The organism is Streptomyces sp. NPDC012637 (assembly GCF_042954805.1).
Lineage (GTDB): Bacteria > Actinomycetota > Actinomycetes > Streptomycetales > Streptomycetaceae > Streptomyces.
The window spans coordinates 1,571,549-1,592,978 of sequence record NZ_JBIBDS010000001.1 but is presented as its reverse complement, the minus strand read 5'-3'; the positions used below and the strand labels follow the sequence as shown (position 1 = coordinate 1,592,978).

Genomic DNA, 21,430 nt, shown 5'->3' with positions numbered 1-21,430 from the left:
GAAGCACCACACGATTCACGCCACCGACGGAGAAGTCCCCGGCCCGAGGGGCCTTGTGTGACCACCGGAGTTTGTTGTTGCCTCTTCGGCGTCGAAACCTGAAGGGGATCACCATGACCGAACCGTCGGCGACCGCCATGGACGAGCTGTGGAAACTGGTGTACACAAGTTTCCGGTTTCCGTTCCTGCATGCCGCACAACGCCTGGAATTGTTCACCCTGCTCAAGGAACGGCCGGGCAGCACTCTCGACGAGATCACCACTGAGCTGGGTCTCGAAGAACGCGCGGGTCATGTGCTGATGCTGGGCTGCAGCGCTTTCGAGCTCGTACGCAAGGACGGCGACGGGTACCACAACACGCCCGCGACCGATCTCCTGGCGGGTGATCAGGACGCTTTCATGCCCGTCATCGTCCGCTACACCCACGAGATGCTGTACCGGCCGGTGGCCTGGCTCTACGAGTCGCTGGTGAACAACGAGAACCTGGGTCTGCACCGCGAACTGCTCGCCGGCTCGTCGGCGACCACGCTCTACGAGCGCCTCGCCGAGGACGAGAACCTCGAGAAGGTGTTCACCGCCATGATGGAGCACCAGAGCCGCTCGGTGGTCGAGGACCTCGTCGAGGCCGTGGACTTCTCGGCGTACCAGCGCGTCCTGGACGTCGGCGGCGGCACCGGCACCAACTCCATCGGCTTCGCCCAGCGCTGGCCGCACCTCCGGGCGACCATCCTCGAACTGCCCAACGTGGCGAAGATGGCCAACGAGCGGATCGCCGAGGCCGGTCTGTCCGACCGGGTCCGCGCGGTCGGCACCGACATCATGGCGGACGAGTTCCCCACGTCGTCCCACGACTGCGTCGTGTACTCCCGGTTCCTCGAGATCTGGTCCCCCGAGCAGGTCCGCGACCTCTTCGCGAAGACCTACCGCGCGCTGGAGCCGGGCGGTCACATGGTGATCGTCGCCGTCGCCCAGGACGACGAGGAGACCGGCCCCGCGCACGCCGCGTTCATGTCGGCGTACGTCCACACCGTCGCGTCGCCCGAGGGCCGCACGTACACGCCCCGGGAATTCGAGCAGTGGTTCACCGAGGCGGGCTTCGAGCCGGTGGACCGCCTGCACCCCGGACGGTTCGACGTCATCCTCCGCGCCCGCAAGCCCGTGGCCGGCTGAGCGGTAAGCCCCGGAAAGTCGCCGAAGCGATGGCCGGCCGCCCGACCGGCGGCCGGCCGAGAGGAGCGGGAAAATGACGCAGCACCCCACACTCAAGGCCCTCGTCGTCGGGGCCGGGATCGGCGGTCTCGCGGCCGCGGCCACGCTGCGCCGGGTCGGTGTCGAGGTCCAGATCTTCGAACGGGCTCCCGAGCTGCGTCCGGGGACCACTGCGGTCTCCCTGATGTCGAACGCGATCCTGGCCCTGCGCAGCCTGGATGTCGACATCGCCCCGAGCCTGGACAAGCGCGGCGAGGTCTTCGACGAGCTGAAGTTCCTGACCAGGCGCGGCCGGCCGATCAGGGCGATCCCGTTCCGCGACCTCGCGGACCGGCTCGGCGCGCCGAACTACGCCGTGCACCGGGCCGATCTCCAGCAGTCGCTCCTCGACGCGATCGGCGGCGACCAGGCCGTCGAACTGAACGCCGCGGCCAAGGAGTTCGTCACCGGCGACGACGGCGTCGAGGTGACCTTCGAGGACGGGCGGAAGGCCGCGGGCGACATCCTGATCGGCGCGGACGGCTTCAACTCCGCGATCCGCCGGCAGGTGGCGTCCGCCGACGAACCCCGGCCCGGCAACTACGTCTGCTGGCTGGCGACCGTGCCCTTCAGCCACCCGCGGCTGACCAAGGGCTACGCCGCCCACTACTGGGGGCGGGGCCAGCGCTTCGGCCTCGCCGACATCGGCCACGGCCGGGCGTACTGGTGGGGCACGAAGAACGTCCCCGCGGGAACCCCCGAAGGCCGCCCGTACGGCAAGGACTTCGGCAAGAAGGAGATCGCCGGACTCTTCGCCGGCTGGGCCGACGAGGTGCGCCAGGCGATCCGGGTCACGCCCGAGGACACGATCGTCCGCATCACCGCCCAGGACCGCCCCTTCCTGCGGCGGTGGGGCAGCGGACGCATGACCCTGCTCGGGGACGCGGCGCACCCGATGCTCGTGAGCCTCGGCCAGGGCGCGGCGCTCGCCATCGAGGACGCCGTCGTCCTCGCCGAGCACCTCAGGGGAGCCACGGACCCGTCCGCTGCCCTGCGCGGCTACGAGGACGAGCGCAGGCCGCGGACCGAGGCCCTGGTCGCCGCCGCCCGCGCGCTCAGCGAGACCGAGCAGCTGGAGGGCCCGGTCGCCGCCCGGATGCGCGACCTCTACTTCCGCTTCGCACCCCTGTCCAGGTTCACCAGCCAGAACGAGGCGGTCCTCACCTGGCCCCCGCTGGGCTGACCGCCACCGGCGACCGCCCGCATCCGCCAGGAGCACGCCATGGATCCGTCCGACCCGCCGTTCCCCCTCGACCCGTTGGGGACCGACGCCCCCGAGGAGGCCGAACGGCCGCGCGCGGCGGGGCCCGGGACGGACCGTGCCATTCCGACCCCAGCCGCAGGGGCCCCGGCGGGAGATGAGAGGGTCGGGCGGGTGAGTGAGACACCGACGAACACCCTCCAATACCGCGTCGACGGCCGAGACGACGCCCCGGTCCTGGTCCTGGGACCTTCGCTCGGCACCACCTGGCACATGTGGGACCGGCAGATACCCGAGCTCACAAGGACCTGGCGGGTCGTCCGCTTCGACCTGCCCGGCCACGGCGGCGCGCCCGCGCAGCCGGCCGGATCCGTCGCGGAGCTCGGCGACCGGCTCCTCGCCACCCTCGACGAGCTCGGCATCCAGCGCTTCTGCTACGCCGGCTGCTCCCTCGGCGGCGCCGTCGGCCTCGACCTCGCGCTGCGCGCGCCGCAGCGGGTCGCGTCCCTGGCCCTCGTCGCCACCTCGCCGCGCTTCGGCAGCGCCGACGAGTTCCGGCAGCGCGGTGTGCTCGTCCGTACCAACGGCCTCGAGCCCATGGCCCGTACCGCGCCCGAGCAGTGGTTCACGCCCGCCTTCGCCGGTGCCCAGCCCGCCATCGTCGACTGGGCCGTACAGATGGTCCGCACCACCGACCCCGGCTGCTACATCGCCGCCTGCGAGGCACTCGCCGTCTTCGACGTCCGCGAGGCCCTGGACCGGATCGGCGTGCCCGCCCTGGTCCTGGTCGGCGCCGACGACCGGATCACCGGTCCCGCCGAGGCCCGCACCCTCGTCGCCGGCATCGCCGACGCCCGGCTCGCCGTCGTTCCCGGCGCCTCCCACCTCGCGCCCGTCGAGCAGCCCGCCGCCGTCACGGAGCTGCTCACCGGCCACTTCGCGCCGCTCGCCCAGGACACCCACGGCGCCCTGACCCCGCCCGGCATGCCGCCGGTCTCCGCCCCCGTCGTCCCGGTGGCCGAGATCGAGCCGGCGTCGCCGGACGAGGACGAGGAGACCCGCCCCGACCCGTACGAGAGCGGCCTCAAGCTGCGCCGGGAGGTGCTCGGCGACGCCCATGTCGACGAGGCCCTGGCCGATCCGTTCGGCGCCGACTTCCAGAGCCTGGTCACCCGCTTCGCGTGGGGCGAGGTGTGGAGCCGGGACGGCCTGGACCGCCGCACCCGCAGCGCCGTCACCCTCGCGGCCCTCATCGCCGGCGGCCACCACGAGGCCCTCGCCGACCACACCCGGGCCGCGCTCCGCAACGGCCTCGCCCCGGCCGAGCTGCGCGAGATCCTCCTCCAGACCGCCGTCTACTGCGGGCTGCCCGCGGCGGAGAGCGCCCTGCGGGTCGTCCGCCGCGTGATCGAGGAGGACACCACACCGCCTGCCTAGGCCGCTTCTTCCGGATCAGGGCCGGACAGGCCGGCGAGGTCGCCGTGCCGGACGCCGCGGACCCGGCCGGTATCCGCAAGGGACGGCCTGGGCGCGTGTCCTGCGGATCAGGCCGGGCGCCGGAACGCCGGCCAGGATCCGCAAGACACGCCCTGGTTCCGTCCCACCGCCCGGGCACCGGGCAGGCCCTAGGCTGCGGCCGTGAAGCTGACGAAGAACACCCACGCCTGCGTCCGCCTGGAGAAGGACGGACGGACGCTCGTCATCGACCCCGGGATGTTCACGGAGGAGGACGCCGCGCTCGGCGCGGACGTCCTCCTCGTCACCCACGAGCACCCGGACCACTTCGACGAGGGACGGCTGCGGGCGGCCCTCGACGCCGACCCGGCCACCGAGCTGTGGGCGCTGCGGAGCGTCGCCGAGCAGCTGACGGCGGCGTTCCCCGGCCGCGTCCACACCGTCGGCGACGGCGACGCGTTCTCCGCCGCCGGTTTCGACGTACAGGTGCACGGTGAGCTGCACGCGGTGATCCACCCGGACATCCCGCGGATCACCAACGTCGGCTTCCTCGTCGACGGGACCGTCTTCCACCCCGGCGACGCGCTCACCGTGCCCGACCGGCCGGTGGAGACCCTGTTCCTGCCGGTCATGGCCCCGTGGAACAAGATCTCCGAGGTGATCGACTACGTGCGGGAGGTCAAGCCGGTCCGCGCGTACGACATCCACGACGCGCTCCTCACCGACCTGGCCCGGCCGATCTACGACCGCCAGATCGGCGCCCTCGGCGGCACCGACCACCGCAGGCTCGCCCCGGGCGACTCCGCCGAGCTCTGACCGGCCCGGCGCCGCGGACCGCCGGTTGTCACACCCCGCCGTTAGGCTTGCGCACATGCGCATCGCCACCTGGAACGTCAATTCGATCACCGCCCGGCTGCCCCGGCTCCTGGCCTGGCTGGAGAACACCGGCACCGACGTGCTGTGCATCCAGGAGACCAAGTGCACCGCCGAGCAGTTCCCCGCCGACGAGCTGCGCGAGCTGGGGTACGAGTCGGTGGTCAACGCCACCGGCCGGTGGAACGGGGTCGCCCTGGTCTCCCGGGTCGGCCTGGAGGACGTCGTCACGGGGCTGCCCGGCGGACCCGACTACGACAGCCTGCAGGAGCCGCGGGCCATCTCGGCGACCTGCGGCCCGGTCCGCCTCTGGTCGGTCTACGTGCCGAACGGCCGGGAGGTGGCGCACGAGCACTACGCGTACAAGCTGCGCTGGCTGGAGGCCCTGAAGGCCGCCGTCGCCGAGGACGCGGCCGGCGACCGGCCCTTCGCGGTGCTCGGCGACTTCAACATCGCCCCGACCGACGAGGACGTCTGGGACATCTCCCTGTTCGAGGGCGCCACCCACGTCACCGAGCCGGAGCGGGCCGCGCTCGCCGGGCTGCGCGAGGCCGGCCTCGGCGACGTGGTGCCGCGCCCGCTGAAGTACGACCACCCGTACACGTACTGGGACTACCGTCAGCTGTGCTTCCCGAAGAACAAGGGCATGCGCATCGACCTGGTCTACGGCAACAAGCCCTTCGCGGACGCGGTCAAGGACAGCTACGTCGACCGTGAGGAGCGCAAGGGCAAGGGCGCCTCCGACCACGCCCCGGTCGTCGTCGACCTCGACGTCTAGGGCGCTTCCTTCGGATCGGGCGGGCGTCGGGACGCCGGCAAGACCCGGAAGACCCGCCCGCCGGCCCTGCCGGGCGGGCCCTGGAGCCTCGACGGCCGGCGACCTCGGCGTCGTCCGGCCGCGCCGTCACGGCCCGGTGATCTCCGCGTGCCGGGTGGTGCCCTCCAAGGGGGAAATGGGACGCTGTTCGGATGAACATTCCTTTCCTGGACAACTGGCGCAAGAAACATGAAGCGGAACGGTCCCCTCTGGTTTCGGTCTTCGACCGGGATCCGGAGGGAGCCGCCGAACTGCTCGCCGAGTGCGAGCTGCTGCGCGCCCGTGCCCAGGAGGCGGGGGTGGCGCTCGACGACACGCCGCGCTCGCTCGCGGCGCTCGACCAGCTGCCGCCGCGCTGGCGGGAGGACCCGGAGGAACTGCCCTGGGTCGGGAACGACGCCGGCCTCTATCTCGGCACCGTGCTCGTACGGACCGTGCCGGGCGCCGGATGGCGGCTCCGGCCGGACGGCCAGCCGGTGGTGCTGCTGGCCTCCGGCCGCGAGATCAACGTGGTGGCGGCAGGGCTCGACTGGGCCGCGACGGGGACGCCCGAGCTCTCCCAGGTCTACGCGGAGTCCGCCGAGTTCTGAGCCCCCGGGCGCCCCGCACGGGCCCTGCCCGCCCGGCTGCAGCCGGTGATCACTCCGCCCGCAACGGCACCGACACGTAGCTCGGATCGGCCGCAGGCGAGGAGAAGGTCAGCTGCGCGCCGGTCGGGTTGTGCTCGATGTACAGCGGGTCGACGGTGTCGACGACCAGCGCGAGCCGGTGCCCGGCCGGCACGTCGTAGGCCGTGGAGAACAGGTCCAGGTCGACGGCGAACGGCTGCCCCGGCTGCTTGCCGTGGAAGGTGTACGGGGCGTTGGTGATCAGCTTGCCGATGCCGAGCGGGCCCACGTCGTACAGGTACGCGACGAAGGTGCCGCTCTCCGCGGTCGGGGTGACCGTGGTGTGCAGCCGCGCGGTGCCGCGCACCCGCTGCGCGGAGTCGGACCGGCCGGACTGCCACACGGCCGCGAAGGCGCGGGGGAGCAGCGGGACCGAGGCGGTCGGCGGGGCCTGGAAGAACTGGTCAAGGAGGTTGGAGAGCATCACGACGCCGCCGTTGGCGCCGGAGTCGATGTTCGCCCAGACGTGCTCGGAGTCGGTGAGCGCGAACTTCCGCTGGGCCGCGTTGACGGACTTCCAGTCCGGGTAGCCCTCGTAGCCCGCGTCGGAGCGCGGCTTGAGCCGGACCGGCTGCTCGCGGTCGACGCCGTTGTCCACGCCCTTGAGGTGGTGGTCGAACCAGCGGTGGGCGCTGGTCCAGGTGTCGTTGGGCAGTCCGAGCAGTCCCGTGGCCTCCGCGGTGGCGTGGTCGCCTGGGCGGAACTCCAGTCGCTTGGGACCGCTGAGCTTCTCGTAGAAGCTCGCGAACTGGTTGGGCGGGAAGATCGTGTCGCCCCAGGCGTTGCCCAGCATGACCGCCGGCCGGTTGGCGTTGATCGCGTCGATGTACGTGGCCGCGGACCGCTTGCGGCCCCAGGCGATCATCTCGTCCTCCTTGTCCAGGTTGGAGGAGAGGAAGTCGCCCAGGATCTGCCGGAGTTCGGGACCGGGCCGGCCGGTGAGGTATCCGGCGCCGCCGAGGAGGGCGGCCGCCTGGAGGTGCTGGGTGCGGCCGCTGTAGATGGAGTCGATGAGGTCGGCCCAGCCGCTGAGCGCGGCGACGGCCCTGACCCGCTTGTCGTGGGCGGCGGTGAGCAGGCTGATGCCCGCGCCGTACGAGACGCCCGCCATGCCGACCTTGGCGGGGTCGGCGGGCGTGTGGGCGAGGGCCCAGTCGATGACGAGGGACGCGTCCGCGATGTCCTTCGGTCCGGCGGTCTCGATCTCCCCGCCGGACTGCCAGAAGCCGCGCGAGTTGTAACTCACCACCACGTAGCCGGAGTCGGCGAGCTTCTGGGCCTGGGCGAGGTACTCGACCTGGGGCATGGCCCAGCTGGTCGGGAGCACGATCACCGGGTAGCGGGTGGAGCCGTCGGCGCCGGCCGGGGTGACGACGTTGGCCTTGAGGACGATGCCGCCCTCGCCCGCGATGTCGACGAAGCGCAGGGTGCCGCCGGACTCGGCGGTGGTGGCCGCGCCGGCGGCGGGGGCGAGCCCGAGGGTCGTGCCGGCCACGAGGGCGGCCGAGACGGCGAAGGTCAGCGCTGTGCGCACGGGTCACTCCTCACTGGTTCACTGAATGGGGGGCAGTGAAAGTGACCCGACGGTAACCGTGGCCGCTTACCCGAGGTAACCGGTCGGTAAGTTACGCATGGGTAACGATTGGGGGAACGGCGCGTCAGCGCAGGGCGCTCTTGGTCTGCCAGTCGGCCCAGGACAGGTTCCACTCGCCGTAGCCGTTGTTCAGGGCCTGCGTGCCCTTGGCGTCGGAGCCGGTGATCTCGAACGGGTCGCCCACCTGCACCGCTTCGTACACCGACCGCGCGTTCGCGTCGCTCATCCCGATGCAGCCCGAGCTCTTGTTGGCGTTGCCGAAGTAGGCGGCGTTCCACGGCGCCGCGTGCGCGTACATCCCCGACCAGGTCAGTCGCATCGAGTAGTCGACCATCTTGTCGTAGGCGTCCCCGAGCCCCACGGTCTCGGAGCGCATGTTGATCGTGCCCTCCTTCGCCATCAGCACCGTCTTCCCGCGCCACGAGGCCTTCTCGCCGCCGGGCGTCCCGGCCGACATGGGCACGTCCTTGACGACCTGTCCGTCCCGCAGCAGCTTCAGCCGGTGGGCGTCCAGGTCGACCTTGACGAGCTGGTTCCTCCCCACGGTGAAGCCCGTCGTGTAGTCGCGCACGAACCAGCCGCCGGCGCCGCCGGAGTCGATGCCGTCGAGCTCGGCGTTCAGGGTCACCTTGGTGCCCGGCTTCCAGTACTCCTTCGGCCGCCAGTCCACCCGGTCCTTGCCCGACCAGTCCTGCATCCAGCCCCAGGAACCCTCGGTGCCGTTCGAGGTGGTCACCTTCAACTGCCGCTCCACGGCGGCCTTGTTCTTCACCGGGTGGTCGAAGACGATCGACAGCGGCTGGCCGATGCCGACCGTGGTGTTCTTGCCGGGGGCCAGGGTCAGCTTGTTCACCCGCTCCGGCTCGGCGGTGGCGAACGACGCCTTGGCGCTGCCGCCGTCCGTGTCCCGTACCTCGACGGCGTACGAGGTCCCCGGCGCGGCCGGACGCAGCGAGGTCCAGGTCTTCCCGTCGGCCCCGACCTTTCCGGCCAGGTTCCCGCCCTTGTCGTCCGTCACCGTCACCTGCTGGAGCCGCGGCCCCTCGGCGAGCGTCACCACCACCGGTGCACCGGCCTTCGCCCGCTCGCCGGTCAGGTTCACCGAGACCCGCGTCCGCGGCGCCTCCTCCGCGGACCCTCCCGCCCCGCCCGGGCCCCCCGCCCCGCCACCGCACCCGCCGAGGGTGACGGCGAGCGCGGCGGTGACGAACAGGGCGGCGGGCACGGGTATACGGCTCACGGGAACGACCTCCGGTGGTGATCTCTTACGAGGGGAGAGAGTCCCGACGGCCGGAGATGGTTCCGTACATGTGCCCTATTCCTGCGATGTCGGATGTGAGATGGGCGACGTCAGAGGCGGTCGAGGAGGGCGACGGCCTCCGCGAAGTCCGCGTGTGCGGGTCCGAAGGTCCGCGCCGCGGCGAAGAACAGCGCGCGGTCGGTCAGCGCCCGGGCGAGGCGTCCCGGGCCGTCGGGCGCCCCCGGACGCCGTCCCGCACGCCGTCCCGTACGGCCTGCTCGTTGAGCTCCGCGGCCTCCTCGGACCGCCCCTCCTCGAACCGCCCCTCCTCGGCCGGTACCCGGGCCGGCCGGCCACTCCACCCGGCCGCCGCCGGCTCCAGGCAGGCCGCGCGCCCCTCGTCCTGCCGGCCGAGCGCGAAAAGGGCCCCCTGGTGGGCGTCCAGGGCCTGGCGCAGCCGCTCCGCCCGGCCCGGCGCACCGGCCTCGATCCGCTGTGCCGCCTCCACCGCCTCGGCGAAGAGCCGCACCCTCACCTCCGGATCCCCGAGCTCCTGACCACGCTCCACCAGCGCGTCCGCCAGCTTCGGCAGATAGGCCCTCGGGCTCACCTCCGCCAGCACCCGGTACGCCCCGATCCGTTCCCACAGGCCCGGCTCGCCCGACCCCAGCAACAGCACCCGCGCCCGCAGCACCGCGTTCTGGTCGGTCTTCCCCGTGTTCCCCGCGTTCGCCATGTGCCCCCTGTCTCCGTGTGATGCACGAGTGGAGATTCTGGGAGTCGGGGGACAGCCCGGACAAGGCTCCCGAACTGTGCGTTCCGTCCTACGAAAACCGGCTCTGACCTGTCATGATGGTGACGTCTTCACTCCGACGGGAGGGCCGGTGGGCGACAGCGAGGCACCCGGGGCCGTCCCCGACGTCTTCGACCCGCGGATCTACGCCGCCGGGATCCCGCACGACCGCTTCCGCACCCTGCGCGACCACCACCCGGTCGTCCGGCAGGAGGAACGCGAGATACTCGGCTGGCCCGCCGGACCCGGCTTCTGGGCCGTGACGCGGCACGCCGACGTCGTACGGGTGCTCAAGGACGCCGAGGGGTTCTCCTCGCACCTCGGAGCCACCCAGATCCGCGACCCCGACCCGGCCGACCTGCCGTTCATCCGGCGGATGATGCTCAACCAGGACCCACCTCACCACGGGCGGCTGCGCCGGCTCGTCAGCCGCGCCTTCACTCCCCGCAGGATCGACCGGTTCGCCGCCACCGCACGCGCCCGGGCACGCGAACTCCTCACCACCGCAAGGGAGTCGGGCGAAGACGAGATCGACCTCGTGAAGGCCGTGACCGACGACTACGCCCTGCTCAACCTCACCGACATCCTCGGCGTGCCCGCCGCCGACCGCGGGCTGCTCCACACCTGGACCGAGCGGGTCATCGCCTACCAGGACCCGGACGAGCCGCCGGTCCTCGACGCCGGGGGCCGGCCGGTCAACCCGCGCTCACCCGCCATGCTCGCCGAGATGTTCGGCTACGCGCAGGAACTCGCCGCCCACAAAAGGGCGCACCCCGCCGACGACATCATGACCGTGCTCGCAGGGACCGAACTCCAGGACGCCGAACTGGAGATGTTCTTCTTCCTGCTGACCGTCGCGGGCAACGACACCGTGCGCAGCGCGGCCCCCGGCGGTCTGCTGGCCCTCGCCGAACACCCGTCGCAGCAGCGCATGTTGTGGGCCGGGGACGTCGGGACGGACACCGCCGTGGACGAACTCCTCCGCTGGCACCCGCCCGTCCTCTCCTTCCGCCGCACCGCGACCCGCGCCACCGAGCTGGCCGGGGTGCCGATCGCCGCCGGGGACAAGGTCGTCGTGTTCCACGCCTCCGCCAACCACGACGAGCGGGTCTTCGCCGACCCGCGACGGCTCGACCTCGCCCGCACCCCCAACCCGCACGTCTCCTTCGGCGACGGCCCGCACGTCTGTCTCGGCGCGCACTTCGCCCGGCTCCAGCTGAGGGTCCTCTACGAGGAGGTGCGCGCCGTGCTGCCGGGCCTCGCGCCCGCCGGGCCGCCCCGGCGCCTCGTCTCCAACTTCATCAACGGGATCAAGTCGCTTCCACTGCGGCTGGAGCCGTGCGCGCCTCGCGCGTGATGTCCGCCACCAGCTCCACCACATCGGGGCCGTACGCATCGGAGTTGACGACCTTGAGGAGCAGCACGAACGAGCCGTTCCGGCCGTGCGTGCGAGCCAGCGCCTCGTGGTTCCGGGACAGATAGCGGGCCGCCGCCTGATTGGTGACCGCCGACTGCCCGCAGAACAGGAACACCGGCCGCTCGCCCTCGCCGCCCGTCAACCGGGCGAGGACGACGTACTCGGCGACGCCCCACTGCGCGCGGTAGGTCCGGTCGCCGATGGTGAACATCCCCCGGTCCTCCCGGGGTTCGGACTCCACGTTCATCGTGAACCCCGGCAGCAGGTTCGACAGATGGGCGGCCATGCGCTGGTTGGAGTAGGGGCCGCCTATGCAGAACTCCGCCGTCTCGCCGAGCCCGCGCCGGGCCGAGTCGTGCTGCACGATCCGCAGCCGCGCCCCGCAGTCCTTGATCAGGGCGGAGAGCTCGAGCAGCGCCGACACGTCGGTGGCGTGCACCGCACGTTCGCTGCCCGCCTGGCGGTTGACCACCAGCAGGCAGTCGGAGCCGCTCGGGAGCCCGAAGAAGGACTGCTTCCTGCGCAGCCGGCGACGCCAGGCGTAGGTACGGGTCAGCCAGCCGAGAGAGCCGCTGATGCCCGTGGCAAGGACACCGAGCACCACATTGCGCAGGTCTTCGTTCATGGGCGCGCATGCTACTGGGCGACCGGTCGACTGTTCGAGTGGCGGTCCTGACGGGAGGTACGGGCGGAAGTTACGCTGCGCGGACGGTCGTTGACTGGAGGTAGGGATGCAGTTTCGGTTGCGGCGCAGCGCCGTACGCCACGGGTCGATCCTCACCGTCGCCGCGACGGTGCTGTCGGTGGGCGCCGCCGCGCCACCGTCCACCGCACCGCACCACCCGGCCCCCGCGAAGGTGCCCGTCGCCGCCGGCTGGGGCGGAGCCGTCGCCAGCGTCGACGCGGACGCCTCCGCCGCCGGCGTCGAGGTGCTCCGGAAGGGCGGGAACGCGGTCGACGCGGCGGTCGCCGTGGCCGCTGCGCTCGGGGTGACCGAGCCCTACTCGGCGGGCATCGGCGGAGGCGGCTACTTCGTCCACTACGACGCGAAGACCCGCACGGTGCACACGATCGACGGCCGCGAGACCGCGCCCGCCTCCGCCGACGCGAACCTCTTCGTCGAGAACGGCAGGCCCATCCCCTTCGAGGAGGGCATGACCAGCGGCCGCGGCGTCGGCACCCCCGGCACGCCGGCCACCTGGGAGACCGCGCTCGACGCCTGGGGCAGCAAGCCGCTCGCGAAGCTCCTCGAACCGGCCGAGCGACTGGCCCGGGACGGCTTCACCGTGGACGCCACCTTCCGCGCCCAGACCGCGGGCAACGAGGCCCGCTTCCGCGACTTCCCGGCATCCGCCGAACTCTTCCTGCCCGGCGGGCAGTTGCCGGTGGTCGGCTCCGTCTTCAAGAACCCCGACCTGGCCCGTACGTACGAGAAACTGGGCCGGGAGGGCGTCGGCGCGCTCTACCGGGGCCCGCTCGCCCGGGACATCGTGAACACCGTCCAGCAGCCTCCGGTCCGCGCGGGCGCCACCCGGGTGGTCCGCTCCGGCGACCTGACGGAGCGTGACCTCGCCGCGTACGAGACGATCCGGCGCCGCCCCACCAAGGTCTCCTACCGGGGCCTCGACGTGTACGGCATGGCGCCCTCCTCTTCCGGCGGCACCAGCGTCGGCGAGGCGCTGAACATCCTGGAGTCCACCGACCTCTCGCGCGCCTCGCAGGCCGGCTATCTGCACCGCTTCATCGAGGCGAGCCGGATCGCCTTCGCCGACCGCGGCCGCTGGGTCGGCGACCCGGCCTTCGAGGACGTGCCCGTACGCGGCCTGCTCTCCCAGCGGTACGCCGACTCCCGGGCCTGTCTGATCCGCGACGACGCCGCACTGACCAGCCCCCTGGCGCCCGGCGACCCGCGCGACCCGGCCGGGGGCTGCGCGAGCGGCGGCATCGCCGCCCCCACCACCTACGAGGGCGAGAACACCACCCACCTCACCGTCGCCGACAAGTGGGGCAACGTCGTCGCCTACACCCTGACGATCGAGTCCACCGGCGGCAGCGGCATCACGGTCCCCGGCCGCGGCTTCCTGCTCAACAACGAGCTGACCGACTTCTCCTTCGCACCGGCCAACCCGGCCGTGCACGACCCCAACCTCCCCGGCCCCGGCAAGCGCCCGCGCTCCTCGATGTCGCCGACGATCGTCCTCGACGGGACCGGCCGCCCGGTGCTCGCCCTCGGCTCCCCGGGCGGCGCCACCATCATCACCACCGTCCTCCAGACCCTGACCGGCGTCGTGGACCGCGGCCTGCCCCTGGTCGACGCCATCGCCGCCCCGCGTGCCAGCCAGCGCAACCAGACCACCACCGAACTCGAACCGGGCCTCTGGAACAGCCCCCTGAAGCCCGCCCTCGAGTCCATCGGCCACGGCTTCCGCCAGAACCCCGAGATCGGCGCGGCCACCGGCGTCCAGCGCCTCCCGGACGGCCGCTGGCTGGCCGCAGCGGAGACGGTCCGCAGGGGCGGCGGATCGGCGATGGTGGTGCGGCCGGCACCGTAGCCACGGCGCCGTACCACCGATCGCGTCGTCACTCCGTCGGTCCGTCACGCGACCAGTCCGTCAGGCCGTCACCCGGTCACGTCCTCACCCGGTCACGTCCTCGCCCGGTCACGTCGTCACACCCAGCGGTAGTTGTCGTCGGTGACGGCCGGAAGCGCCGCGTCGGTGACGGCGGTGCGGGGACCGAGGCGCGCGAGCTGGGGGCCGACCGGCGGGAAGACCGGCAGGTCGGCCGTGCGACGGTGGTCGACCCAGACGATCCGGCCCTCCTCCGTGCCGCCGCCCGGCAGTTCGTCGTACTCCACGGTGGCCAGGCCGGCACGGACCTCCGGGGTGACGCGGAAGCGGTGGACCAGGTGCAGCTTCCGCGGCGGCGGGGTCGGGCCGGGACGGCTGACGCGCTGGTCGACCACCCAGACCAGCTCGCCGCCCTCCGCCCGGGCGACGTCGAGGCCCAACTCCTCGCGCAGTTCCCGGGCGAGGGCGTCCGGCAGTGCCTCACCGGCCTCGACGTTGCCGCCGATGGTCGTGTAGTGGACGGAGCCCGGGCGCCGTCGGCGGATGAGGGCCACCTCGTCCTCGCAGTAGACCAGGGCGCTGACGCGGATCTTCAGCCTGTCGAAGGGTGCGGGCTCCGGGATGCTCGTCATGGCGCCGAGTATCCCGGAGCCCGCGGAGTGTCCGCGCAGTGTCCGCGCCGGGCTCTGCGGGGTGCGCGGTCACGGCATCGGCCGTGATCCGCCGGACCGTCCCTACAGCGCCGTCAGGATCCTCGGGCCGTCGTCCGTGACGGCCACCGTGTGCTCCGTGTGCGCCGCGCGGGAGCCGTCGATCGTGCGGATCGTCCAGCCGTCCCGTGCCGTGTAGTGGTCGTCGCGACCGCCGCCGATCAGCATCGGCTCGATCGCGATCACCATCCCGTGCCGCAGCGGCATGCCACGGCCCGGGCGGCCCTCGTTGGGGACGTCCGGGCCCTCGTGCATCGTGCGGCCCACGCCGTGGCCGCCGAGGCCGTCCGGGATGCCGTAGCCGGCCTTGCGGCAGACCCGGCCGACGGCGTGGGCGATGTCCCCGACGCGGTTGCCGACCACGGCCGCCGCGATGCCCGCCTCCAGGGCCTCGTACGCCGTCTCGACCAGCCGGGCGTCCTCGGGGCGCGCCCGGCCGATCGTGAAGCTCACGGCCGCGTCCCCGACCCAGCCGTCGAGCACCGCCCCGCAGTCCACGCTCACCAGGTCGCCGTCGGCGAGGCGGGTGCCGTCCGGGATGCCGTGGACGATCGCGTCGTTGACGGAGAGGCAGGCCACCGCGGGGAAGGGCGTCGGGGCCCAGTCGGGGTGGTAGTCCAGGAAGGGCGAGCCGGCCCCGGCGGCCGCCAGGACCTCCCGCGCCACCCGGTCGAGCTCGGCGAGCGTCACCCCGGGCACCGCCGTGTTCCGTACGGCCTCGAGGGCCTGGGCCACCACCCGCCCCGCCTCGCGCATCACCAGCAGGGTCGCATCGGTCTTGATCTCCACCATGCCAATTACTATACCGGTATTAGAATGGGCGCCATGGTGCGTACACCCCTCACCCCCGAAGAGCGCGAGCGCGGCGAACGCCTCGGTCAGCTGCTGCGCGAGGCCCGCGGCGACCGTTCCATGGCCGAGATCGCCGCCTCCGCCGGCCTTTCCGCGGAGACCCTCCGCAAGATCGAGACCGGCCGCGCCCCGACCCCCGCCTTCTTCACGGTCGCCGCGCTCGCCGGCGTGCTCGGCCTGTCGATGGACGAGCTCGTGACGCGCTGCGCGCTGGTGCCGGTGTAGGGGCGGCCACGGCCCCGCCGGGTGCCGGGGCGCGGGGCCCGCGTCCCGCGCCCGACCGGCCCGCAACCTGCGAGCGGCCCCCGCTGGTCCGCAACCTGCGGCCGGCCCCGGCCGGCCCGTAACCTCCGGCCGGCCCGCGACCTGCGGCCGGCCCCCGCTGGTCCGCAACCCCGACCGGCCCGCAGCCACCGGCAAGCTCCCGGACCCGTCCGGCCGACCAGCGCGTCGGTCCGTCCGCGGTCCTCAGACCGACACCGCCAGCTGCACCCGGCTGTGCCGCGGACCGTCGACCTCGTCGACGATCGCCCGGGCCAGGTCGCCGTGGGCGATGCGGCCCGGGCCGTCCAGGACCCTGCCGACCGCGGTGCGGTACCCGCCCGTCACCGGCGCCTCCGGGTCCAGGTCGAGCGGCGGGACCACCATCAGCCAGTCGAGCCCGTCGCCCGCCTCGGCGGTCAGGAGCGCGAACTCCGCCACGTGCCCCTGCGCGAACGCCCGCCACTCCGCCGGGAATCCGGGCGCATCCATCAGTCGTGTCCCCGGCGCCGTCTCCAGCGTGGTCGCGATCCCCAGGACCACGAGGCGCCCCACGCGCGCCTTCCTCAGGCCCGTGACCAGGGCCCGGGCCGCGGCCGTGAAGTACTGCTCCGAGGGGACGTCGAGCCGGGCCGAGGCGTTCACGGCCGCGTCGTGCCCCGCGGCCAGATCCGCCACCGCGTCCGGGTCCGTGGCGTCGCCGCCCACGACCGCCACGCCCGTCCCCTCCAGGTCCGGGTACTTCGCCGGGTCCCGGACCACCGCGGTCACCCGGTGGCCACGGGCCACCGCCTCGGCCACCACCGCGCGGCCCACCCGGCCGCCCGCCCCGAAAACGATGATCTTCCTGCCGCTGCCGCCGCCGTTGTTGCCGCTGCTGTTGCTCGTCACGTCGTTCATGGCAGGGACCGTAGAACCGGGGTGCCCGGTTACTTCAACGGTACTGGGGGCGGTGGGCTAGCGTCGGGTCCATGACCGAGCCGCCCCTGAGCCCCACCCTGTTCGACGACCCCGGGTGCGCCGACCGCCCCCAGCCCGTCCGGGTGTTCGGCGGCAAGTGGACAGCCATGGTGCTGCGCTGCCTGGAGGACGGCAGGGCCCGGCGCTTCACGGAACTGCGCGTCCCGCTCCACATGGTGACCCCCAAGGTCCTCACCGAGACCCTGCGCGCCATGGAGCGCGACGGCCTCGTCTCAAGGACCGTCCACGACGAGAACCCGCCCCGCGTCGAGTACGCCCTCACCGGCCTAGGCCACTCCCTCATCGCCCCGCTCGACACCGCCTGCGCCTGGACCCGCGCCCACGCACCCGCCGTCACCGAGGCACGCGAGACCTACGACACCGCCGCCGGTACGCCGGCCTAGGGCATGTCCGGCCCTGATCCGCCGGCCCGCCCCCGCGCGAGCGGCGGGAGGCGCGGTCACGGACCCGACCAGCCTGACAGGCCCCGGCGGATGCGCTGCCGGCTCCCGCAGACCGCGAAGCCCGCACGCGGCCGGCGGCCCGGCGGCACCGACGACCTCTTCGTGTTCGCGGCCTGGGAGACCCTCACGCACGCCGCCGATCCATCCGCTGCGTAAGCTCGGGAGCCGTGATACCCGAAGAGCTGCGGCACGGCCGCTACGTCAGCCTCACCACCTTCCGCAGGGACGGCACCGGCGTCGCCACGCCGGTCTGGTACGCCGTCGAGGGCGACGAGCTGTACGCCTGGACCCGCACCGACTCCTGGAAGGTCAAGCGGCTGCGCCGCGACCCCCGCGTCGTGGCCGCCGTGTGCGACGTGCGCGGCAACGTGGCCGACGGCGCCGTACGGGCCGAGGGCACCGCGCGGCTCGTGACGGGGGAGGAGCTGCGCCGGGTGCGGCGGCTGCTGTCCCGCAAGTACACGTGGCAGTTCTGGGCGGTCGACTGGCCCGCGACGATCGCCCGCCTGGGCAAGCGCCCGCACACCGGCATCGTCGTGAACTTCACCCAGGGTGTGAGCGAGACCGAAAACCCTGCGTAGCCGTCCCGTAACACGCCTGCGGTCCAATGCCGGTGGACCGAAGGGGCAGTGTAATGACGGTGCATCAACTCCCGGCGGAAGTGGCCGCGTTCACCGGCTGGCTGAGCGAACTGGCCGGCCGGCTCGACCCCGGACGTGGCTGGTACGGCGTCTTCGCCGACCGCGACCCGGAGGGCATGCGGGCCTGCTTCGACGGTACGGACATCCTGCCCTGGGACGTCGTCGAGTCGCTGCTCCAGGACCTCGGCGAGCCGGCGGACGGCCCCCGGGGCCTGCGGGGCCGGGCGCTGCACCGGGCCGCGGCCGCCGTCCACGACGGAGGCCCCGGAGGCGCGGCGGCCCTGCTCGAACGCCGGGACCTGATGGAACGCGAGGCCCGCTACGCCGAGTCCCGCATCCGCGACCTCGCCGGGACGACCGGCCACGCCGCTGCCCTGTCCTGGGCCCGCGACGACCTCACCCGCGCGCGGGCGAGGGTCACGGAGCTCACGGAGCGACTCGACCGCATCGGCGGCACTGATCGCTCCGCGCCCGTTCCGCCCGCCGCGCCCTCCGCCCTCACCCGGCCCACCCCGCCCGCCGCACCCACCCTGCCCGCCTCGCCCGCCGAACCCGCCCCGCGTCCCCGGCGGCGTCCGCGCGGAGCCCGCTACGCGTACGTGGACGAGGCCGAGGCGCTTCCCGTGCCCGAGCCGCTCCCCGCGCCCGAACTGCCCGTCGGGCCCGCCGCCGCGCCGCGCGGCGCGCGCTTCGGCGGCGCCCCGGTCTCCGCCGCGCCCGCCGCCGGGCCGGCGGCGCCCGCCGGTGATCCCGCGCAGGCCGCCCGTGCCGCGGGCAACGCCGTCTACGCGCTGCGGCGGCTGCGCGCCCAGGGGCGCAGCGGCGATGCGCACGCGCTGCTCTGCGAGGCCCTGGCCGGGCCGCCCGGATGGCTTCCGGTGCTCGCCGCGGAGCTGCACGCCGCAGGCCTCGGCGCCGACTGGGCCACGCTGCTCTGGGAGGCGGCCACCCTGCCGCCCGCCCGGCTCGCCGCCGTCGCCGGAGCGCTCGCCGACGCGGGCCGCCCGCACGACTGCGAACAGCTGCTCCGGCAGGGCGTCGCCCGCCCGGTGGAGGAGCTGGCCGGGGCCTGTGCGGCGCTGTGCACCGAGGGCCACCGGGCCGAGGCCCAGGCCCTGCTGGCCGCCTTCCTCCGGGCCCGTACGCCCGAGGACGCGGCCCGGCTCGCCGCCGCCGACCCGGCCGTCCTCGTTCCCGGACTGCTCGCCGCGGCCCGCGCCGCCTCCCCGGCCCGCGAGCGGGACCTGGCGCACGCGCTGAGGGTCGCCGGACTCGCGTAGGAGCGTCGGCGGCGCCGGACCGGCGGGGCCCGCGGGCGCCACCGTGGCTGCGGGCGCGGTCCCGAACGCGCTTCCGGACGCACGGGGACGTGTCGGTACGTGTCCGACGTGGACCACTCGGGTATGAAACATGATCGACTCCGCTACTTCACGGCGGTGGTCTTGCTCCGGGGTGTGACGGGGCTTACGTTCTCCTCCTACGCATCGCGTCTACGTGCGTAGAGGCTCTCCACGCCGCGCCGAAGGAGCAGCTCATGACCGACGTCGTACGCGCCGCGCTCGTCCAGGCCACCTGGACCGGCGACACCGAATCCATGATCGCCAAGCACGAGGAACACGCCCGCGAGGCGGCCCGGCAGGGGGCGAAGGTCATCGGGTTCCAGGAGGTGTTCAACGCCCCGTACTTCTGCCAGGTGCAGGAGCCCGAGCACTACCGCTGGGCGGAGGCCGTGCCCGACGGGCCCACCGTGCGCAGGATGCAGGCGCTCGCCCGGGAGACCGGGATGGTGGTCGTCGTGCCCGTCTTCGAGGTCGAAGGAGCCGGCTTCTACTACAACACCGCCGCCGTCATCGACGCCGACGGCAGCTACCTCGGCAAGTACCGCAAGCACCACATCCCCCAGGTCAAGGGCTTCTGGGAGAAGTACTACTTCCGGCCCGGCAACGTCGGCTGGCCCGTCTTCGACACGGCCGTCGGCAAGGTCGGCGTCTACATCTGCTACGACCGGCACTTCCCGGAGGGCTGGCGCCAACTCGGCCTCAACGGCGCCCAGTTGGTATACAACCCGTCGGCCACCCACCGCGGCCTCTCCTCCTACCTCTGGCAGCTGGAACAGCCCGCCGCCGCCGTCGCCAACGAGTACTTCGTCGCCGCCATCAACCGCGTCGGCATCGAGGAGTACGGCGACAACGACTTCTACGGGACCAGCTACTTCGTCGACCCGCGCGGGCAGTTCGTCGGCGACGTCGCCTCCGACAAGGAGGAGGAACTGATCGTCCGCGACCTCGACTTCGGCCTCATCGAGCAGGTCAGGCAGCAGTGGGCGTTCTACCGCGACCGCCGCCCCGACGCGTACGACGGGCTGGTGCAGCCGTGAGCAGCCTCTACGACCGCCACCGCGCCGTCATCCCCGACTGGGTCGCCCTGTACTACAAGGACCCGATCGAGATCACCCACGGCGAGGGCCGGCACGTCTGGGACGCCGACGGCCGGCGCTACCTCGACTTCTTCGGCGGCATCCTCACCACCATGACCGCCCACGCCCTCCCCGAGGTCACCAAGGCCGTCGCCGAGCAGGCCGGGCGGATCATCCACTCCTCCACCCTCTACCTCAACCGCCCCATGGTGGAGCTCGCCGAGCGGATCGCCTCCCTGTCCGGCATCCCGGACGCCCGCGTCTTCTTCACCACCTCGGGCACCGAGGCCAACGACGCCGCGCTCCTCCTCGCCACCACGTACACGGGCTCCAACCAGCTCCTGGCGATGCGGAACAGCTACCACGGCCGCTCCTTCTCGACCGTCGGCATCACCGGCAACCGCGCCTGGTCCCCGACGAGCCTCTCCCCGCTCCAGACCCTGTACGTGCACGGCGGAGTCCGCTCCCGCGGCCCCTTCGCCCAGTACACCGACGAGCGGTTCACCGAGGCCTGCGTCGCCGACCTGGAGGACGTGCTCGGCCAGACCCGCGCGGGAGTCGCCGCCCTCATCGCCGAACCCATCCAGGGCGTCGGCGGCTTCACCTCCCCGCCCGACGGCCTCTACGCGGCCTTCCGCCGCGTCCTCGACCGGCACGGCATCCTCTGGATCGCCGACGAGGTGCAGACCGGCTGGGGCCGCACCGGCGAACACTTCTGGGGCTGGCAGGCCCACGGCCAGGCCGGGCCGCCCGACATGCTCACCTTCGCCAAGGGCATCGGCAACGGCATGTCCATCGGCGGCGTCGTCGCCCGCGCCGAGATCATGAACTGTCTCGACGCCAACTCCATCTCCACCTTCGGCGGTTCGCCGGTCACCATGGCCGCCGGCCTCGCCAACCTGTCCTACCTCCTGGAACACGACCTCCAGGGCAACGCCCGCCGGGTCGGCGGCCTGCTCCTCGAACGGCTCCGGGGCATCACCGCCGGCATCGACGCCGTACGCGAGGTGCGCGGGCGCGGCCTGATGATCGGCGTCGAGCTCACCGAACCCGGCACCGACCGGCCGAACCCCGACGCCGCGAGCGCCGTCCTGGAGGCCGCCCGCGAGGGAGGCCTGCTCATCGGCAAGGGCGGCGGCCACAACACCACCGCCCTGCGCGTCGCGCCGCCGCTCTCGCTCACCGTCGCCGAGGCCGAGGAAGGCGCGGCGATCCTCGAACAGGCCTTCCGCTCCATCTAGTCGGCAGGGA

The 21,430-nt window shown here is 73.0% G+C and carries 21 protein-coding genes; 14 read left to right on the top strand and 7 right to left on the bottom strand.

Going from position 1 to position 21,430, the window contains the following annotated elements:
- Positions 1-113: 113 nt before the first annotated feature.
- The 6 genes from ACFY8W_RS07230 (at position 114) to ACFY8W_RS07205 (ending at position 6,183) form a co-directional block, all read left to right on the top strand.
- Positions 114-1,169: a methyltransferase gene (locus ACFY8W_RS07230; protein ID WP_391101262.1), complete on the top strand. Its 1,056-nt coding sequence runs from the start codon at positions 114-116 to the stop codon at positions 1,167-1,169.
- 73 nt (positions 1,170-1,242) lie between these two features.
- On the top strand, positions 1,243-2,430 hold the full coding sequence (locus tag ACFY8W_RS07225) for an FAD-dependent monooxygenase (RefSeq protein ID WP_391101260.1): 1,188 nt from the start codon (positions 1,243-1,245) through the stop codon (positions 2,428-2,430).
- A gap of 192 nt (positions 2,431-2,622) precedes the next feature.
- Positions 2,623-3,885: an alpha/beta fold hydrolase gene (locus tag ACFY8W_RS07220; protein WP_391101258.1), complete on the top strand. Its 1,263-nt coding sequence runs from the start codon at positions 2,623-2,625 to the stop codon at positions 3,883-3,885.
- 201 nt (positions 3,886-4,086) lie between these two features.
- Positions 4,087-4,719 carry an MBL fold metallo-hydrolase gene (locus ACFY8W_RS07215; RefSeq protein WP_391101255.1) on the top strand — a complete coding sequence of 211 codons (633 nt, stop codon included), beginning with the start codon at positions 4,087-4,089 and terminating at the stop codon, positions 4,717-4,719.
- A 55-nt stretch (positions 4,720-4,774) separates the two neighbouring features.
- Positions 4,775-5,554, top strand: a complete 780-nt coding sequence (locus ACFY8W_RS07210) for an exodeoxyribonuclease III (protein ID WP_391101253.1) — start codon at positions 4,775-4,777, stop codon at positions 5,552-5,554.
- Between the two features lie 191 nt (positions 5,555-5,745).
- Positions 5,746-6,183, top strand: coding sequence for a DUF6278 family protein (locus ACFY8W_RS07205; protein ID WP_391101250.1), 438 nt, complete (start codon positions 5,746-5,748; stop codon positions 6,181-6,183).
- A 49-nt stretch (positions 6,184-6,232) separates the two neighbouring features.
- Here the strand turns inward: ACFY8W_RS07205 and ACFY8W_RS07200 are convergent, their stop codons facing one another.
- From ACFY8W_RS07200 to ACFY8W_RS07190, 3 genes are all read right to left on the bottom strand, one after another.
- Entirely contained in the window at positions 6,233-7,795 is a 1,563-nt protein-coding gene (locus ACFY8W_RS07200) for an alpha/beta fold hydrolase (RefSeq protein ID WP_391101248.1), read from the bottom strand.
- 124 nt (positions 7,796-7,919) lie between these two features.
- The gene (locus tag ACFY8W_RS07195; RefSeq protein ID WP_391101246.1) at positions 7,920-9,095 is read right to left on the bottom strand and encodes an Ig-like domain-containing protein; all 1,176 of its coding nucleotides are present in this window, start codon (positions 9,093-9,095) and stop codon (positions 7,920-7,922) included.
- A gap of 202 nt (positions 9,096-9,297) precedes the next feature.
- A complete protein-coding gene (locus tag ACFY8W_RS07190; RefSeq protein ID WP_391101244.1) occupies positions 9,298-9,831 on the bottom strand; it encodes a hypothetical protein in 534 nt (177 codons plus the stop codon).
- A 148-nt stretch (positions 9,832-9,979) separates the two neighbouring features.
- Between ACFY8W_RS07190 and ACFY8W_RS07185 the strand changes: the two genes are divergently transcribed.
- Positions 9,980-11,245: a cytochrome P450 gene (locus ACFY8W_RS07185; protein ID WP_391101242.1), complete on the top strand. Its 1,266-nt coding sequence runs from the start codon at positions 9,980-9,982 to the stop codon at positions 11,243-11,245.
- Here the strand turns inward: ACFY8W_RS07185 and ACFY8W_RS07180 are convergent.
- Positions 11,199-11,930: a hypothetical protein gene (locus tag ACFY8W_RS07180; protein ID WP_391101240.1), complete on the bottom strand. Its 732-nt coding sequence runs from the start codon at positions 11,928-11,930 to the stop codon at positions 11,199-11,201. The two genes, ACFY8W_RS07185 and ACFY8W_RS07180, sit on opposite strands and share 47 nt — an antisense overlap.
- Before the next feature lie 118 nt (positions 11,931-12,048).
- Here ACFY8W_RS07180 and ggt point away from each other — a divergent pair, with 118 nt between their 5' ends.
- Positions 12,049-13,857, top strand: coding sequence for a gamma-glutamyltransferase (ggt, locus tag ACFY8W_RS07175; protein ID WP_391101771.1), 1,809 nt, complete (start codon positions 12,049-12,051; stop codon positions 13,855-13,857).
- A gap of 116 nt (positions 13,858-13,973) precedes the next feature.
- Here the strand turns inward: ggt and ACFY8W_RS07170 are convergent, their stop codons facing one another.
- A complete protein-coding gene (locus tag ACFY8W_RS07170; RefSeq protein WP_391101238.1) occupies positions 13,974-14,507 on the bottom strand; it encodes an NUDIX domain-containing protein in 534 nt (177 codons plus the stop codon).
- A gap of 102 nt (positions 14,508-14,609) precedes the next feature.
- On the bottom strand, positions 14,610-15,377 hold the full coding sequence (map, locus tag ACFY8W_RS07165) for a type I methionyl aminopeptidase (protein WP_391101235.1): 768 nt from the start codon (positions 15,375-15,377) through the stop codon (positions 14,610-14,612).
- A 33-nt stretch (positions 15,378-15,410) separates the two neighbouring features.
- Here map and ACFY8W_RS07160 point away from each other — a divergent pair, with 33 nt between their 5' ends.
- Positions 15,411-15,662 (top strand): helix-turn-helix domain-containing protein, encoded by a 252-nt coding sequence (locus ACFY8W_RS07160; RefSeq protein ID WP_391101233.1) that lies wholly within the window; start codon positions 15,411-15,413, stop codon positions 15,660-15,662.
- Positions 15,663-15,905: 243 nt separating this feature from the next.
- Here ACFY8W_RS07160 and ACFY8W_RS07155 read toward each other — a convergent pair whose 3' ends face one another.
- A complete protein-coding gene (locus ACFY8W_RS07155) occupies positions 15,906-16,598 on the bottom strand; it encodes an NAD(P)H-binding protein (RefSeq protein ID WP_391101232.1) in 693 nt (230 codons plus the stop codon).
- Between the two features lie 71 nt (positions 16,599-16,669).
- On the opposite strand from ACFY8W_RS07155, the gene ACFY8W_RS07150 reads away from it, so the two are divergent.
- From ACFY8W_RS07150 to ACFY8W_RS07130, 5 genes are all read left to right on the top strand, one after another.
- Positions 16,670-17,062, top strand: a complete 393-nt coding sequence (locus tag ACFY8W_RS07150; RefSeq protein WP_391101230.1) for a winged helix-turn-helix transcriptional regulator — start codon at positions 16,670-16,672, stop codon at positions 17,060-17,062.
- A gap of 227 nt (positions 17,063-17,289) precedes the next feature.
- Positions 17,290-17,703: a PPOX class F420-dependent oxidoreductase gene (locus ACFY8W_RS07145; protein WP_391101228.1), complete on the top strand. Its 414-nt coding sequence runs from the start codon at positions 17,290-17,292 to the stop codon at positions 17,701-17,703.
- 53 nt (positions 17,704-17,756) lie between these two features.
- Positions 17,757-19,043 carry a UL36 very large tegument protein gene (locus ACFY8W_RS07140; protein ID WP_391101226.1) on the top strand — a complete coding sequence of 429 codons (1,287 nt, stop codon included), beginning with the start codon at positions 17,757-17,759 and terminating at the stop codon, positions 19,041-19,043.
- Between the two features lie 254 nt (positions 19,044-19,297).
- On the top strand, positions 19,298-20,140 hold the full coding sequence (locus tag ACFY8W_RS07135) for a nitrilase-related carbon-nitrogen hydrolase (RefSeq protein WP_391101223.1): 843 nt from the start codon (positions 19,298-19,300) through the stop codon (positions 20,138-20,140).
- A complete protein-coding gene (locus tag ACFY8W_RS07130) occupies positions 20,137-21,420 on the top strand; it encodes an aminotransferase class III-fold pyridoxal phosphate-dependent enzyme (RefSeq protein ID WP_391101220.1) in 1,284 nt (427 codons plus the stop codon). Before ACFY8W_RS07135 ends, ACFY8W_RS07130 begins: the two co-directional genes overlap by 4 nt.
- Positions 21,421-21,430 lie beyond the last annotated feature (10 nt).

What these genes read in the sequence shown, in the direction of transcription:
- ACFY8W_RS07230 (WP_391101262.1), top strand. Translation starts at nt 114, where the DNA reads ATGACCGAACCGTCGGCGACCGCCATGGACGAGCTGTGGAAACTGGTG.
- ACFY8W_RS07225 (WP_391101260.1), top strand. Translation starts at nt 1,243, where the DNA reads ATGACGCAGCACCCCACACTCAAGGCCCTCGTCGTCGGGGCCGGGATC.
- ACFY8W_RS07210 (WP_391101253.1), top strand. Translation starts at nt 4,775, where the DNA reads ATGCGCATCGCCACCTGGAACGTCAATTCGATCACCGCCCGGCTGCCC.
- ACFY8W_RS07205 (WP_391101250.1), top strand. Translation starts at nt 5,746, where the DNA reads ATGAACATTCCTTTCCTGGACAACTGGCGCAAGAAACATGAAGCGGAA.
- ACFY8W_RS07190 (WP_391101244.1), bottom strand. Translation starts at nt 9,831, where the DNA reads ATGGCGAACGCGGGGAACACGGGGAAGACCGACCAGAACGCGGTGCTG.
- ACFY8W_RS07180 (WP_391101240.1), bottom strand. Translation starts at nt 11,930, where the DNA reads ATGAACGAAGACCTGCGCAATGTGGTGCTCGGTGTCCTTGCCACGGGC.
- ACFY8W_RS07170 (WP_391101238.1), bottom strand. Translation starts at nt 14,507, where the DNA reads ATGACGAGCATCCCGGAGCCCGCACCCTTCGACAGGCTGAAGATCCGC.
- map (WP_391101235.1), bottom strand. Translation starts at nt 15,377, where the DNA reads ATGGTGGAGATCAAGACCGATGCGACCCTGCTGGTGATGCGCGAGGCG.
- ACFY8W_RS07160 (WP_391101233.1), top strand. Translation starts at nt 15,411, where the DNA reads ATGGTGCGTACACCCCTCACCCCCGAAGAGCGCGAGCGCGGCGAACGC.
- ACFY8W_RS07155 (WP_391101232.1), bottom strand. Translation starts at nt 16,598, where the DNA reads ATGAACGACGTGACGAGCAACAGCAGCGGCAACAACGGCGGCGGCAGC.
- ACFY8W_RS07150 (WP_391101230.1), top strand. Translation starts at nt 16,670, where the DNA reads ATGACCGAGCCGCCCCTGAGCCCCACCCTGTTCGACGACCCCGGGTGC.
- ACFY8W_RS07140 (WP_391101226.1), top strand. Translation starts at nt 17,757, where the DNA reads ATGACGGTGCATCAACTCCCGGCGGAAGTGGCCGCGTTCACCGGCTGG.
- ACFY8W_RS07135 (WP_391101223.1), top strand. Translation starts at nt 19,298, where the DNA reads ATGACCGACGTCGTACGCGCCGCGCTCGTCCAGGCCACCTGGACCGGC.